This is a genomic window from Neisseria weixii, from assembly GCF_042658245.1.
Lineage (GTDB): Bacteria > Pseudomonadota > Gammaproteobacteria > Burkholderiales > Neisseriaceae > Neisseria > Neisseria weixii.
The window spans coordinates 98002-112714 of the sequence record NZ_JBHSPY010000002.1; the positions used below are offsets into that span (position 1 = coordinate 98002).

At 47.6% G+C, this 14713-nt stretch carries 9 protein-coding genes; all 9 read right to left on the reverse strand.

Features of this window, described 5'->3' with window-relative positions; translation table 11 throughout:
- Positions 1–12 precede the first annotated feature (12 nt).
- Positions 13–1485, reverse strand: coding sequence for a xylulokinase (xylB, locus tag ACFPVS_RS02320; RefSeq protein ID WP_123803681.1), 1473 nt, complete (start codon positions 1483–1485; stop codon positions 13–15).
- An 81-nt stretch (positions 1486–1566) separates the two neighbouring features.
- On the reverse strand, positions 1567–2937 hold the full coding sequence (gene dalD, locus ACFPVS_RS02325) for a D-arabinitol 4-dehydrogenase (protein WP_096295240.1): 1371 nt from the start codon (positions 2935–2937) through the stop codon (positions 1567–1569).
- 577 nt (positions 2938–3514) lie between these two features.
- Positions 3515–5425, reverse strand: a complete 1911-nt coding sequence (locus tag ACFPVS_RS02330; RefSeq protein WP_096295239.1) for an alpha-amylase family protein — start codon at positions 5423–5425, stop codon at positions 3515–3517.
- Between the two features lie 551 nt (positions 5426–5976).
- Positions 5977–7995 carry a site-specific recombinase gene (locus ACFPVS_RS02335; protein WP_378595311.1) on the reverse strand — a complete coding sequence of 673 codons (2019 nt, stop codon included), beginning with the start codon at positions 7993–7995 and terminating at the stop codon, positions 5977–5979.
- Positions 7996–8244: 249 nt separating this feature from the next.
- Complete coding sequence (gene trxB, locus ACFPVS_RS02340) at positions 8245–9195, reverse strand: thioredoxin-disulfide reductase (protein ID WP_096295237.1); 951 nt, start codon at positions 9193–9195, stop codon at positions 8245–8247.
- Between the two features lie 197 nt (positions 9196–9392).
- Positions 9393–9974: a hypothetical protein gene (locus ACFPVS_RS02345; protein ID WP_096296111.1), complete on the reverse strand. Its 582-nt coding sequence runs from the start codon at positions 9972–9974 to the stop codon at positions 9393–9395.
- Between the two features lie 120 nt (positions 9975–10094).
- Positions 10095–10601 carry a hypothetical protein gene (locus tag ACFPVS_RS02350; protein WP_096295236.1) on the reverse strand — a complete coding sequence of 169 codons (507 nt, stop codon included), beginning with the start codon at positions 10599–10601 and terminating at the stop codon, positions 10095–10097.
- Positions 10602–11058: 457 nt separating this feature from the next.
- Entirely contained in the window at positions 11059–12858 is a 1800-nt protein-coding gene (locus ACFPVS_RS02355) for an assimilatory sulfite reductase (NADPH) flavoprotein subunit (protein ID WP_378595314.1), read from the reverse strand.
- 484 nt (positions 12859–13342) lie between these two features.
- Complete coding sequence (glyA, locus tag ACFPVS_RS02360) at positions 13343–14593, reverse strand: serine hydroxymethyltransferase (protein WP_096295235.1); 1251 nt, start codon at positions 14591–14593, stop codon at positions 13343–13345.
- Positions 14594–14713: the final 120 nt, after the last annotated feature.

Here is a 14713-nt window from a genome sequence, read left to right on the forward strand (position 1 = left end):
ATTCATAAAACTTCAGATCGCCTGAGCCTGTCTAAAAGCTTTATCTTGTTGGTACAAAGCACGGAACAGCGCATAACGTTTGACCAAGTAGTCCGCATTGGCGGCTTCAGGTTCAAAAACTTGCGCAATTTCAGGCTTGGTACAAACCTCTTTTTCATCGGCACCGGCAGCCAAGGCCGCCAAACGTGCCGCTCCCAATGCGCCACCGGTTTCGCCGCCTTTATGGGTTACAATCGGTAATTGCAGTGTATCGGCCAGCAGTTTTGCCCAGAAAGGGCTGCGTGCGCCGCCACCCAATAACGAACATTGTTCGATATGCGTCCCGCTTTCCTGTAAAACGCGTACACCGTCGGCAATGCCGAAGCCCACGCCTTCAATCACAGCATAACCCATTACCGCGCGGTCGCTGCTATGGCGGATACCGTGGAAAACACCGCTGGCAAACGGATCGTTATGCGGTGTGCGTTCACCTGAAAGATAAGGCAGAAAAATCGGCGCATTGGTTTTTTGTTCCGCACTCAAGCCGGCGATTTCGGCCAACAAATCAGCTTCACGCGCACCAATCAGTTTGCAATACCAGCTCAAACAGGCCGCCGCACTCAGCATTACGCTCATTTGATGCCAGCGCTTAGGCAATGTGTGGCAGAAACAATGCACCGCGTCTTTGGGCGCAGGACGGTAGGCTTCGTTCACCACAAACACCACACCCGAAGTACCCAGTGAAATAAATGCATCACCCGGGTTTACCGCACCGACACCTACCGCGCTGGCAGCATTGTCACCGCCGCCGCCGGCCACGATAACATCCGAGGCCAAGCCCCATTTTTCGGCAATTTCCGGCAAGAGCGTGCCGCTGCTTTCACTACCTTCAATCAAGACAGGCATGTTTTCCCGGGTCAAACCTGTGGCCTCCAACACTTTATCCGACCAATCGCGCTTGGCCACATCCAGCCACAACATACCGGCCGCATCCGACATTTCCGATACTTTTTTGCCGGTCATTAAAAAGCGGATGTAGTCTTTCGGCAGCAATACTGAGGCCGTCTGAACAAAAATTTCCGGCTCATGTTTTTTCACCCACAATAATTTCGGCGCAGTAAAACCCGGCATGGCCAAATTACCGGTGATGCCGTGTAAATCAGGTACGGCAGCTTCCAATTGAGCACATTCTTCCGCACTGCGGGTGTCGTTCCACAAAATCACCGGGCGCAGCACTTGATTGTCCTGTCCCAGCAACACCGCGCCGTGCATTTGGCCGGATAAACCGATGGCCTTTACCGCATACCAAGCCTTACCGGCTTTTTCACGCATTTTGGTCATGAGATCGTTGGTTACCTGCCACCATTCCGCCGCTGATTGCTCCGACCATTGCGGATGCGGACGCTGGATAGAAAGCGGCAAACCGTGCGTACAAACGATATTGGCGTGTTCGTCCAGTAATAGCGCTTTGATTTCGGATGTGCCGTAATCTAAACCGAGATACATAATGATTTCCTTAAAGGCAATGAAAAGGCCGTCTGAAAGATATTTTTCGAAGTTTTGTCTTTTCAGACGGCCTGGTTCGGTTTATTTCACAAATTGACGCGCTTTGGCGACTTGTTCGCGCAACAAGGCTTCAAAATCGGCATTCTCAGCCAATTCGCCGAACAACGCTTTATCGGTGGCAAACACATGAATCGGGTCATCAGATTCAAACATCGCATGCACCGCAGCTTCATCCAAAATACCGTCCTGATATGCATAGGGCAGCTTGCCTTGGTGCCATTGTTCCATAAATACGAAGAAAATTGCCGGAATCAATGCGGTGGCCGCCGGGCGTGCGCCTTGTTTATAGCGTTCGATTAAGGTTGGCTGGATTTGCGCCGGAATTTTTGAAAAACCGTCGGCCGCAACGCGTTGATTGGTGTCTTTGATGTGCGGATTGGTAAAACGCTCCAGCACCACATCGCGGTATTTACCCAAATCAATCAAATCGTTGCCCAAGCTGGCAATCACGTCTTCGGTGACATAATCATAGGCCACTTGGCGTACTTTATCGTTTAAGGTGCTGTCGTGGATAAATAGTTCGTCCTGCAAAGTGCCCGCCCATGCAATTGCAGCATGCGGCACATTCAACACTCGGATTTTGGCTTCTTCGTAAGGAATCACCGATTCCACCAATTCCACACCGACTTTTTCCAAAGCCGGACGGATACCGTCTTTAAAATTATCTTCAATTACCCATTGGATAAAGGTTTCACCCATGACCGGCGCTTTATCGTCGATGCCGGTTTTTTCTTTGATACGCGCAGGCAAATCTTCAGCAGGACGCGGCACAATGCGGTCAACCATGGTGTTCGGCGTAGTGGCGTTTTGCGCCAGCCAATCAATCAAATCGTTTTGATCGGTTAATTGCAGAAATTCAACCAAACCATCATGGAAACGCTCACCGTTGTGGCGTACATTGTCGCAACACAATAAGGTCACGCGGCCGTCTGAAAGCTTCATGCGCTCGCGCAGGATTTTAACAATCACGCCGTAGATGGTTTCATGGCCGCCCTTCAAATCCGCCTGCAAAGCCGTATCGTTTTGTACCAGCTTGAATTTACTGTCAAGGTAATAGCCTGCTTCGGTAACGGTAAAGGCGATTACTCTGGTGTTTTCCGCCGCTCCCACGGCAATCAGTGGCGCCAAATCGGCTGCCCAGCGAATCGGTTGCTTGATGGATTTAATCACTTCATATTCACGCTCATCATGCGGACTGACGGTTTCTAAAACATATTCGCCGTTTTGAGCCAACATTGCTTCCACAGTGTGCTCGCTGTCGTTACGGATATTACCTGCCGCAATCGCCCAACTGTCGTCGCCGGATTCAATCAATTCATTAAAATACCATGCTTGGTGTGCACGATGGAATGAACCGAGGCCGATATGCAGCCATATGTATTGTTGACTCATTGCAAACTCCTTTAAAATCGCATTATCCGTGAAGTTAAGTTATATAATGTAACGAATTTCGTTTGATTTATATGTAACTTTCTGAAACTCATTTTTTGATTTTACTTGAACTTAATTTCAGGTCAAGAATTAATTTTACTACACGACAACCAATATTTTATTAACATAATTTAAATATAAATTATTTAAATTCAAAATATTATGTAAAACTACATCTAATAAAAGGTTAAGACTGATGATAAACCAGCTAAAATCAATCTTCTGCTTATCATGTTGTAAGTATTAAATATTGAATTTTACTACTATATGACACTAGATTAGTGATTTATGTTGATTGCATTTTTTGAAAGATAATTTCAAGAAACCAATTCACATTTAAGCTCTACTCAGCAGCATTTTGAGTAGTCAATAGTAAAAAATGTAAAAGTAGATATTGTTCTTTTGAATGTCTAGGCTCATAAAAAGGGCTTTATTGTGCTGTATAACTAAAAAATTATGATGAAGAAACCAAAAAAAGGCCGTCTGAAAAACAAGTTTTCAGACGGCCTTTAAATCACTTCAATCAAAATTCAATGCATTACGCGATTTCCAACCACATCACTTGATACGGACGCAATTCCACATCTTGATTCAATTTTACGGTTTCGCCGCTGATTAAATCTGTCGCTTGGAACGGCATCGCCTGCAACGCGTGTGCAGTGATGGTTTGTGGGAATTCACTGAAGTTGGCAAAGGCCAACAGCGCATTGTTGCGGATGTAGCCGATAACGTGTTTGTTGTGCGTATAGAACGTTACCAAACGGCCACCGTCGAAACGCGGATTGTTTTGGCGAATCTCAATCATGTGGCGCAAACCTTGATAGATTTGGCCTGCAGTAGTCGATTCATCGTGACGCTGATTGTACAATTCTTCATTGTAACGCGGACGGTGTGCCCAGCGGCTATCATCACGTTTGTTTTCGTCATGTGACCAATCGGTATCGTTTAAAGTGCCGACTTCATCGCCCAGATAAATCAATGGCAAACCGCCCGTACTCATCACAATGCTATAAAGTAGTTTCAAGCGATCAACGGCAAACGGGTCGTTTTGCGCCAAACCGACCAATGCTGCTGCCGTACCGCTCACGCGGCAATCGCCGGTAGTTGGGTTGTATTGGAACGGTTCGCCGCGGGCAAAGCTGCCATCGTAATGATTGACAAAGAAGCGGTTAAGGAATTGGCGGTGGTCATAACCGTGAATACCGAATTGACCGGCATCTTCGTCGGCAAATGTCCAGCCGATGTCGTCATGGCTGCGCACATAGTTCACCCATGCGGTGTGTTCCGGCAGATTGTGGCGGTAGGTCAATGCATGATGCAGTAAGTTGACTTCGCGCGTAGCTAAGGTGTTCCATAGTAAGGCCATCTGCAGTGGGTTGTAGCCGATTTGGCATTCATTTTGGCTGATGTATTGCACTACTTCATCAGGGTGAACAATGGCTTCGGATTTGAAGAACACGCCCGGTGCGGCAATGCGCATCACGGAATTAAACGCGCGAATCAAGGCATGGGCTTGCGGCAGGCTTTCGCAGGTCGTACCCATCTGTTTCCAAATAAAAGCCACCGCATCCATGCGCAGAATATCCACGCCCAAATTAGCCAAGAACATCATCTCACCGGCCATAGCGTTGAACACCCAAGGGTTGCTGTAGTTTAAATCCCATTGGAAAGAATTGAACGTCGTCCATACCCAACGGCCGTCTTCCAATTGAGAGAAGCCGCCCGGATGTTGATCAGGGAAGATTTCACGCAAGGTACGGTCATATTGGTCAGGCATCCAGCGGTCGGGGAAAATATAGTAGAAATTGTCATATAAAGGATTACCGGCCGCGCATTCTAATGCCCAATGATGCTCGTTTGACGTGTGGTTGAAAATAAAATCGACTACCACAGAAATACCGGCCTCGTGTAAGGCTGCAATCACATCGCGTAAATCGTCAATCGTGCCTAAAGCGGGATTTACATCGCGGTAGCTGCTTACGGCATAGCCGCCGTCACTTTTACCTTCCGGACATTTAAACAGCGGCATCAAGTGCAGATAAGTCAGCCCCAATTCCTTGAAATAAGGGATTTTTGTTTTCAAACCCTGCAAATCGCCGGCAAACAAATCGACATAACACACCCCGCCGACTTGTTTGTTCGACAAAATCCAATCGGGATCGGCTTCACGAGCCGCATCGGTTTGCTTCAGTGATTTGGCACGTTGTGAATAGCTTTGCCATGCTTGGGAAAACAATTGCTCCAGCATCGGCAAAACAGCTTCATTGCTGCCGTAAACATTATCCAACTCATACATCAAGCTCGGAAAATGCATTTGCAAACGCTCGTTGAATTTTTGCCAATCTTCCGAACGCTCAATACTTGCCCGCTGCTCGGGCGTGTAAATCGTCAATACACGCTCTTTTAAGTGCTGAAGGGTCAAATCGACCTGCTGGGTTTGAGTCAACATAATGCCTGCTCCGATTAAGGTAAAATATCAAACAGTCTGAATTAACAGGGAAATTTTTTAAAATTCTTTTACACTGCCAAACATCATACTGCAAGTCATAGCCCATGCCTAGAGGCTGCCAACCGGTTTTCATTACAATATTGCCAATCGCTTCATACGGCTATTTGTTTATCATGAGGATGTGATTATAAAATCATATTTATCTAATTGATTTTATAATAATTAAATTTAAATCATGGTTAAAATTTATCATCTACATGCTTTAAATGAATACCTTTATTTCATATAGAAACTGTGCATATCGTTTGACTCAAATCAAAGGTCGTCTGAAAGAAAATTTTTTCAGACGGCCTTTGGCATTATAAAGTGGCAATCTCATGCGCATAATCATCTGATAGCACAAAAAAAGTGGTTAATTGCATCGGAGTTGATGTACTGTAGGCAGATGAGCCGTAAGCAGTAATTTATAATTTTGGCAGAATCAGGCCGTCTGAAGATGAAAACAGGATTCTTTTGTTGAAGAATCCTGCTGACGATTGCTTTTAAAGAGGTTAGTGTGATTTTTGATCGCCGTTATCTTTGCCGTTACCATTGGCACTGCTTGGAATCTGTACGGGATAAACCAATTGCAGCGGGTTGGTTTTGACTTGGGCCCACACGTTTTTGATGAGGTTCGACATACTGCTGATTTCTGTGCCGCGTGAACGTAAGGCGACGTATAAAGCCAAAACAAAACTGACAATCAGATTTACTGTGCCGATAGCTAACACGCCGATCATGCCGTAGATGAACGCAGCCGCGCCAATATCACCGCTTACTGCTGCATAGCCCAAGTTGGCCGAAGAAAAAGCCACATGACGGATATCGAGCGGCAGATTAAAGAGATGGCCGAAAAAGCCGGTCATTCCCAGCAGCATACCGAAAATAAAATTGCCCATCAGCGAGCCGTAATGATTGTGCATGTATTCAGCAAAGTGCTTGCGCAAGGCCGCAGGCATGATTTTGCGTAAAAAGGGATTCACAGTCAGGCGGTTGCGTAAATCCAGATAATCGGAACGGTTGTCAAAAAAGCCCGCGATAATCCCCGAGCAAAACAGCCAAACTCCGGCAATAGCAGCATACCACAGTGTCGGCTGAGTAAAGATATCAATCGATTTTAATTGATAGGCCACGCTTTGTTCACTCAATAAAGGCTGCTGGTTGCTGCTGATAAAAGCTGCCGAAATCACACCCGCCAACAAAATCGCCACCACCACATTGCCAAATACAGCCACACTTTGCGAGCGGCACACATCAATCAGCAGCTTAGCCAATTTATTGTCGACCGCGCGACCGCGTTCGTTTAAATCAACTTTTTCGGCAAATCGCGCGGCGGTCATGGCCGGTTGCTTGGTGGCGACGGTGAAATGCAGCATATGGATAATCATGAAGCCTATGCCGTAATTCAGGCCGGATAATACAGATTTGATGAATTCGCTGTAGCCCAGGGTGCTGATATGGATTTTGTTCAGCGCCATTAAAGCGATAATCACACCACCACCGGCTGCCGAGTAGAGCATGCTCATATATTCTCTACGGTCACGCGTGATGTAGTGTTCGCCGTGGTTGCTGGTATTTTCGGTGATGCTGCGCGCCAACATGCGGATGCTGCTTCGGCGTAATTCACGTGTGCTGTATTGGCCGACGGCAGCATTAATCAGGTGATTCATCAGCACAATAGTCAAACGTGTGCGCTGCTGCGGCTGGGTTTGAATATTGGTTAAAAGTTTCAGGCGGCCTAAGGTCTGCTGCAAGCGTTCCAACAAATGTGCTACTTTGACTGATGAGCCGGAGCCTGCACCAGTGCCGCGACGAGCCAAGTATTCCACTTGTTTAACGCATTGATCGAACATCACTTCCAGATGAGCGGTGTCGTAAGGCGTGGTTTCGAGGCGATAATGTTCAATCAGCTTGGCCATTTCGCGTTGCAAGGCGACAAAAGGCGAATCGGAATGCAGCAAGCGCGGCGCAATGCGCACCAATTCCGGCTCAATGGCTTCGGAGGCAATCCAGAGTGAGAGCATTTCCATTGAGCGGAGCAGAGAATCGGTCAATTTGCGTTGCACAATTTGCAGCAAAGTCGGATCCGCATGCTCTTCAATCAGCTCATATAAAGCCAACCATTGTCGCAAATTCAGGGTTTGCAACCATTTTTCATCGCTTTGGGTATGGAAAAGGTAAAGAAAAACTTCCAATAAATTATTGAAATCTTTGAAAGATGGGCTAAAGCGCTCATAAATGCGGATGGTAATTTCGCGGATAAAGCTGTCACGTGAAAATAAGCCGAGTTTGATGAGCGCCGGATAAACGTGTACTTTTTCCAGCCAAATATAAAAACGTTGGCTGAATTTGCGGGCTAAATCCGGATTGTTTTTCAGTGTGGCAATGATTAAATCAAAACGCTCTGAGGCCAGTCTTCTACCGCCGTTGCGCAAAAACCTGATGATGGCGTTGAGAATCAACACAAATTCTTTGCTCTCGAGTGCTTCGTTGAGCTGTACGTGCAGGTTTTGGGCAGTGAGTTTTTTCATTGAGTGTTTTCCATAAAAAATATGAGCTTAATGGATATTACTGATAGATAGCACAAAGCGTTGTTTTTTATGTATGGCTAGATTTTTGCTGCGGAGAGCCATAAGAGTGATGCCGATTATAACCATATTTTGCTTTGTGTATGTGTCAGATGCAGCAGGGTATGGTTAAACGGCAATTCTTTAAGCTTATCATTGAATATATTACAAAAGGCTGTCTGAAACGTTCAGACAGCCTAAGTGAATGAATATTTAAAGAGTTTGGCTGTCTAACCAACGTTCTGCATCCAAAGCCGCTTGGCAGCCGGAAGCGGCGCTGGTAATGGCTTGGCGGTAGGTATGGTCTTTCACGTCGCCGGCTGCCCATACACCCTCGATATTGGTAGCGCCGACATTGTCTGCCGTACCACCTTTGGTTTTCAGGTAACCCGTGGCATCCATATCCAGTTGGCCTTTGAAAATATCGGTGTTCGGTTTGTGACCGATGGCGATAAACACGCCTTTGACGTCGATATTTTCGATGTTGCCGTCGTTGTGTTTCAAGCGTGCGCCAGTCACGCCCATGTCATCGCCCAATACCTCGTCTAAGTTGGTATTCAGTTTCAGAATGATTTTGCCTTCTTCAACGCGTTTCATCAGTTTGTCGACCATGATTTTTTCCGCGCGGAAGGTTTCGCGCCGGTGAATCAGGGTAACGGTTTTGGCAATGTTGGCTAAGTACAGCGCTTCTTCGACAGCAGTGTTACCGCCGCCGACCACGGCCACATCCTGCTCACGGTAGAAGAAACCGTCGCAAGTGGCGCAAGCGGATACGCCTTTGCCGGCAAAGGTTTCTTCGCTCGGCAACCCCAAGTATTTGGCCGAAGCACCAGTGGCGATAATCAGCGCATCGCAGGTGTATTCGCCCATATCGCCTTTGAGTGTGAACGGGCGGTTTTGTAGGTTAACCGTATGAATTTGATCGAAAATCATTTTTGTACCGAAGCGTTCTGCATGGGCTTGGAAACGTGCCATCAATTCAGGGCCTTGCACACCTTCTGCATCGGCCGGCCAGTTGTCGACTTCGGTGGTGGTCATCAATTGGCCGCCTTGTTCGACACCGGTAATAATGACCGGATTCAGATTAGCGCGTGCGGCGTAAACGGCGGCGGTGTAACCGGCAGGACCCGAACCCAAAATAATCAGTTTGTGATGGTTGCTCATGCTGTTTCCTTTATGGTTGGCATTTTCAGACGGCTTATTGTACTGAAAAGGCGTGTGCTTTGGAATAAATGGTTTTTACTATCTTTAATAATAGCAATAAAATATATTAAATTAATGAATTTTGATATTTTAATATATTTTAAAAATGAATAAGGCCGTCTGAAAGAAAAGTTTCAGACGGCCTGTGTAGATTATAATTAACGTCGGCGGCCAAAACCACGACGGGCAGGGGCTTTGCGGCGAATATTAGACGGTGCGGCCTGCGTTTGACGATAGTTCGGTGTGGTGGCCGCACGGTTTTGCGCCGGTACGGAACGGGTGTTCAGTTGCTGGCTGGTGCGTGCGTTCGGGCGGGCGCTTTGGTAATAGCTGTTGCGCGCACGTTGGGCAACCGGGCTGTTTTGGTTATTGGCTTTGGTAAATTTATTGGCCAAAGCATTACCGATAAATGCACCGGCAGCGGCACCAATCAGGCTTTGCAGCAGCCAGCTGCCGGTGGATTGGTCATAGATATATTGTTGGCCGTCGGTACCGGTTACCGGTCCGCCGTTGCCGTTGTTGGCCAAGGCTTCGGCAGGAATGGTCTCTTTAACGGCATCTTCTGTCAATTGGTAAACGGTATTGTCTTCTTGTGCGGTGGCTTGGTTATTTTGTTGGCTTAATTGTTGTTGCAACGCTTCGATTTGTTTTTGCTGTTGTTCCAATTTTGCTTGAGTATCGTCTTTGCAGGCAGCTAACGCGAAAGTCGATAATACAGCTAAGGCAATGATTTTTTTCATTTTGGCTTCCATAATAAAGATGGTGTTGTCTGAGCCGATTGACTCGGCAAAATCCGTCAAACAGATTATGAGTCGTAATATAGGGGAAATTCAGTATTTATCAAGTCAGGTTGCGGTTTTTTACAAAGGCATACGCGGCAATTTGGCGGCAAAGGCCAGAGTGTTCGCGATCAAATTGCCTTGGCTTTCCATTTCGTGTTCAGTTTCGATAATGAGCAGGTTCGCCGGACGGTTGGCGTGCAGCGCCATTTGGATATCAGCCGGAATAAACGGCAAATTATGTTTGAATGCGAAAGCTTGGGCGCGTTGGTTGGCGGTTTTGAGCATAGGGATTAAGGTGATGTCGAGATGGAAACGGCGCACGCCCAAAACCAAAATACGGGCGGCAAAGAAATCGGCCTCTTCGGTAAACACAGCCGGGCTGGCTTGGTTGAACTGATGACGCTCGGCAGCGATTAAAGTGGCGATGGTGCGGATATTCGGCAGCATGGCTTCGCTAATCAGATTTTCTGGCGCATCAGGCAATGTGCCGTCGCACAAATCGCTGCGGTGGATATTGCCATCGACAATCATGCGGCAGCGGTGTAATAGTTTGGTTTGAGTAAAAATGTTGGCGGCGGGTTTCATGGGTTGCTCCTTAAAGTAAGTTCGAATGTTCTTAATCTTTGGGGGCGGCAACCGTTGAAACTGAAAAACAAAAATGCCGCCCGATTTCACGTGGCGGCATGTTTCGCGTTTGCTTATTTTTCTATGCTTCAGACAAGCGCAAAAAAGTACCGCACGTTGGTGTGGTACCAATAGTAATAAGCAACTGAGCGAATTTGCGTTTGCATGTTGGAAAATCTGCTTTATTAAATGAATGATTGGGCTTAGTTTAAAACAAAAAGTCGAGTAATTTCAATATCCAATTCACAAATGCGATTAACATTTGTATAAGCTGTTGTAATCCTTCCAATTTATTTTACCTTATTGCTGTGTTTAAGTGGCATTATACTGGATTTTCACTGCCAAACATGTAAAGGCCGTCTGAAACATTTCAGACGGCATAAGCTACTTCAAGATGGAGGAAAATCGGGATATTTAATCAATACACATCGCGTTGGTAACGTTTGTCTTCACGCAAATCATTGAGATAGTCTTCCGCATCATCGTGGCTCAATCCGCCTTGCTCGGTAATCACGGCCAGCAAGGCTTCTTCAACATCGCATGCCATGCGGGTGGCATCGCCACATACATATACATGCGCGCCTTCTTGCAGCCATGCCCACACCTCGGCGGCATTTTCAGTGATTTTGTGCTGTACATACACTTTGTCTTTGCCTTGACGGCTCCAGGCCAAATCGGCCCGGGTTAGTAAGCCGTCTTTGCGGAATTGCTGCCATTCGATTTGATACAGGAAATCATCGTAAAAACGTTGGTTGCCGAAGAAGAGCCAGTTTTTGCCGCTATCACCGTTGGCTCCACGTTGTTGCATAAACGAACGGAACGGAGCCACGCCGGTGCCTGCGCCAATCATGATAATCGGTGTGTCGCCATTTGCAGGTAAACGGAAATGCGGGTTGGGCTCGACGAATACTTTTACCTCACCACCTTCTTCCAAACGCTCGCCGATAAAGCCCGAAGCAGCGCCGGTGTAGGTTTGGTCGTGATGGTTGAAACGCACTACGCCGACGGTGAGATGCACTTCTTCGCCAACTTCATCCTGCGCCGAAGCAATGGAATACAGGCGCGGCGTTTGCGGACGGAACAGGCCGAACAGGGTTTGCGCATCCAAGGCTTTCGGATAAGTCGCCAACACACCCACCGGCGGCGTGATGGCCAGATAGGCATCGAGTTTGTCGCTATCGGACACAATCTCACGCAATTCGGCATGGTCGGTCAGTTCGGTATATTGCTGCAAGAATGCAGGGGTGTTTTGGGTAATGTCGGCAAACTCGATTAAGGCCGTCTGAAGGTCGGTTTCTCTGCCATCGGCGAGTTTAACCGTTTCCGAGCCGCTCAATTGGGCAAGATTCAAGATTTCTTGCACGGTATCGGGCGCGTTCAACGGCCAAATGCCCAAAGCATCCCCGGCTTGATACTGAATGCCCGATCCGCTTAAATCGATTTCGATGTGTTCAACGTCTTTTTCCGCATTACGCGCGGTAATTTTTTGGCGCACGGATAAAGTGGCGGTGTAAGGCTGCTCTTTGGTATAAATCGCGCCGCTTGCTGCGGTTGCGCATGCAGTAGCAGCATTGGGGGCAGGAGCAGCAGAGGCTTGAGTAAAGAGTTCGGCCACTTTCGGTACCAGTGCATCAATCCACGCATCGGCAGCAGCTTGGAAATCCAAATCGCAAACGCCTAAATCAGTCAAACGGCTGCCGCCCAATCCGGCGAATTTGCTGTCGAAATCTTTACCGGCTTGGCAGAAATTCGGATAAGAAGAATCGCCTAAACCCAATACGGCAAAGGTGAGTTTGCTTAAATCAGGCGATTTTTTACCGAACACGAATTTATACAGCGGCACAGCTTCTTCCGGTGGTTCGCCTTCGCCTTGGGTGGACGTGATCAGCAGTAAAACGTCTTCTTCAGGCAGGGTTTTGCTTTTGAAATCGGCTACCCCGACCAAGCGTGCACTCACACCGGCGGCTTCAAGTTTCTGATGCAGGGATTCGGCCACCCGGCGGGCATTACCGGTTTGCGAAGCAGATAACACGGTAACGCGGCGGGCAACAGCAGACGCAGCGGTTTCGGAGGCAAAGGCGGCTGGTATCACACCGGCACTGCTTGCCGCGCCTTGGCTTTGCGCCCAGCAATAGCCCGACAGCCAAGCCAATTGGGTTGGTGACAGGGTAGATAATTGCGCCGAAATTTCGGCAGGTAGCGGATGGGCTTGACTCATGACGGTTCCTTTGTCGAGGCAGTGCGTTGCTGAATATTTCCGCTAACGGCCGCCACATTTTGATTTTGTGCTGCGTATGCCTGCAACGGCAGGCATTTGAAGGTAGCGCTACTTTATACAGGCCGTCTGAAAAAGGGAAAGAATGGTTGATTTTAATTTAATGCGTTTTCGTTATAAGTTTTCAGACGGCCTGTACGATAAGGCCGTCTGAATCAGTAAGATATTCATTATTTGGAATAAAATAAGAAAAAGCCGTCTGAAACGCATTTCAGACGGCTTTCAAAGGAAACAAACTGGTTTCAGACGGCCTGACAAATAATAATCTGAGACCTTTGCAAAACTTCAGATTCAAGTACAGCTTGAAGTTAGAGCAGTGCAGAAAGTTCCGACATATCATGGAGACAGGCAAACTTTCAAGCAGCGCATAACGAAGAAATGTGTTAAAAATGAAGATTTTGCAAAGGTTTCAGGCCGTCTGAAAAAATTACGCGCCGTAAACCGGATATTTATTACACAAATCGGTAATTTGTTCGTGCACTTTAGCCAAGTTGGCTTCGTCTTCCGGATTTTCCAATACATCGGCCAGCAAGTTGGCTAACACGCGGGCATCAGCTTCTTGGAAGCCGCGTGTGGTCATGGCAGCCGAACCGATGCGGATGCCTGAAGTGACGAACGGTTTTTCAGGATCGTTCGGGATGGCGTTTTTGTTCACGGTGATGTGTGCGTTACCTAATGCGGCTTCGGCAGCTTTACCGGTAATTTTCATCGGTTGCAGGTCAACCAAGAAAACATGGCTTTCTGTGCGGCCGGAAACGATGCGCAAACCGCGTTTGACCAATTCTTCCGCCATCGCAGCCGCGTTGATTTTCACCTGTTTGGCGTATTCTTTGAATTCAGGTTGCAGGGCTTCTTTGAAGGCCACGGCTTTGGCCGCGATAACGTGCATCAGAGGACCGCCTTGCAGGCTTGGGAAAATGGCGGAATTCAAAGCTTTAGCATGATCTTCGTTACGGCACAAAATCACACCGCCGCGTGGGCCGCGCAAGGTTTTGTGGGTGGTGGTGGTCACGAAATCGGCAAAAGGCACCGGATTCGGGTATTCGCCACCGGCCACCAAGCCCGCATAGTGCGCCATATCGACAAACAGATACGCGCCTACTTTATCGGCGATTTCGCGGAATTTCACCCAGTCGATTTCCAAAGCGTAGGCAGAAGCACCGGCCACGATCATTTTTGGTTTGTGTTCCAAAGCCAAGCGTTCGACTTCGGCATAATCCAATATTTCGTTTTCATCCAAACCGTAGGTCACAGCGTTGTAAAGCTTGCCGGAAATGTTCACGCTGGCACCGTGGGTCAAGTGGCCGCCGTGTGCCAAGCTCATGCCCAAAATGGTATCGCCCGGTTGCAATACGGAAGCGTAAACCGCTTGGTTGGCTTGCGAACCGGAGTGTGGCTGTACGTTGGCATAAGCTGCGCCGAACAATTCTTTTACGCGGTCGATGGCCAATTGCTCGACCACGTCAACGTGTTCGCAACCGCCGTAGTAACGTTTGCTTGGGTAACCTTCGGCATATTTGTTGGTTAATTGTGAACCTTGGGCTTCCATAACGGCGCAGCTGACATAGTTTTCAGAGGCAATCAGCTCAACGTGGTCTTGTTGGCGCTGCACTTCCAAATCCATGGCAGCGGCTAATTCTGGGTCGTATTTTGCGAGGGTTACGCTTTTTGAAAACATGGGTTTATCCTTTGAGGTGGAATGGTCGTGAAGGGGGAAATGATGTTGCAGACAAATAAACTGAGTAATGTACCAAATTGGCTGTAATTGTCAACAATTTTAGGCGTTTATTGGAAAATA

Coding starts and splice junctions, on each gene's coding strand:
- ACFPVS_RS02345 (WP_096296111.1), bottom strand. CDS start 9,974: ATGAAAAAAATCATTGCCTTAGCTGTATTATCGACTTTCGCGTTAGCT.
- trxB (WP_096295237.1), bottom strand. CDS start 9,195: ATGAGCAACCATCACAAACTGATTATTTTGGGTTCGGGTCCTGCCGGT.
- ACFPVS_RS02350 (WP_096295236.1), bottom strand. CDS start 10,601: ATGAAACCCGCCGCCAACATTTTTACTCAAACCAAACTATTACACCGC.
- xylB (WP_123803681.1), bottom strand. CDS start 1,485: ATGTATCTCGGTTTAGATTACGGCACATCCGAAATCAAAGCGCTATTA.
- ACFPVS_RS02335 (WP_378595311.1), bottom strand. CDS start 7,995: ATGAAAAAACTCACTGCCCAAAACCTGCACGTACAGCTCAACGAAGCA.
- ACFPVS_RS02355 (WP_378595314.1), bottom strand. CDS start 12,858: ATGAGTCAAGCCCATCCGCTACCTGCCGAAATTTCGGCGCAATTATCT.
- ACFPVS_RS02330 (WP_096295239.1), bottom strand. CDS start 5,425: ATGTTGACTCAAACCCAGCAGGTCGATTTGACCCTTCAGCACTTAAAA.
- glyA (WP_096295235.1), bottom strand. CDS start 14,593: ATGTTTTCAAAAAGCGTAACCCTCGCAAAATACGACCCAGAATTAGCC.
- dalD (WP_096295240.1), bottom strand. CDS start 2,937: ATGAGTCAACAATACATATGGCTGCATATCGGCCTCGGTTCATTCCAT.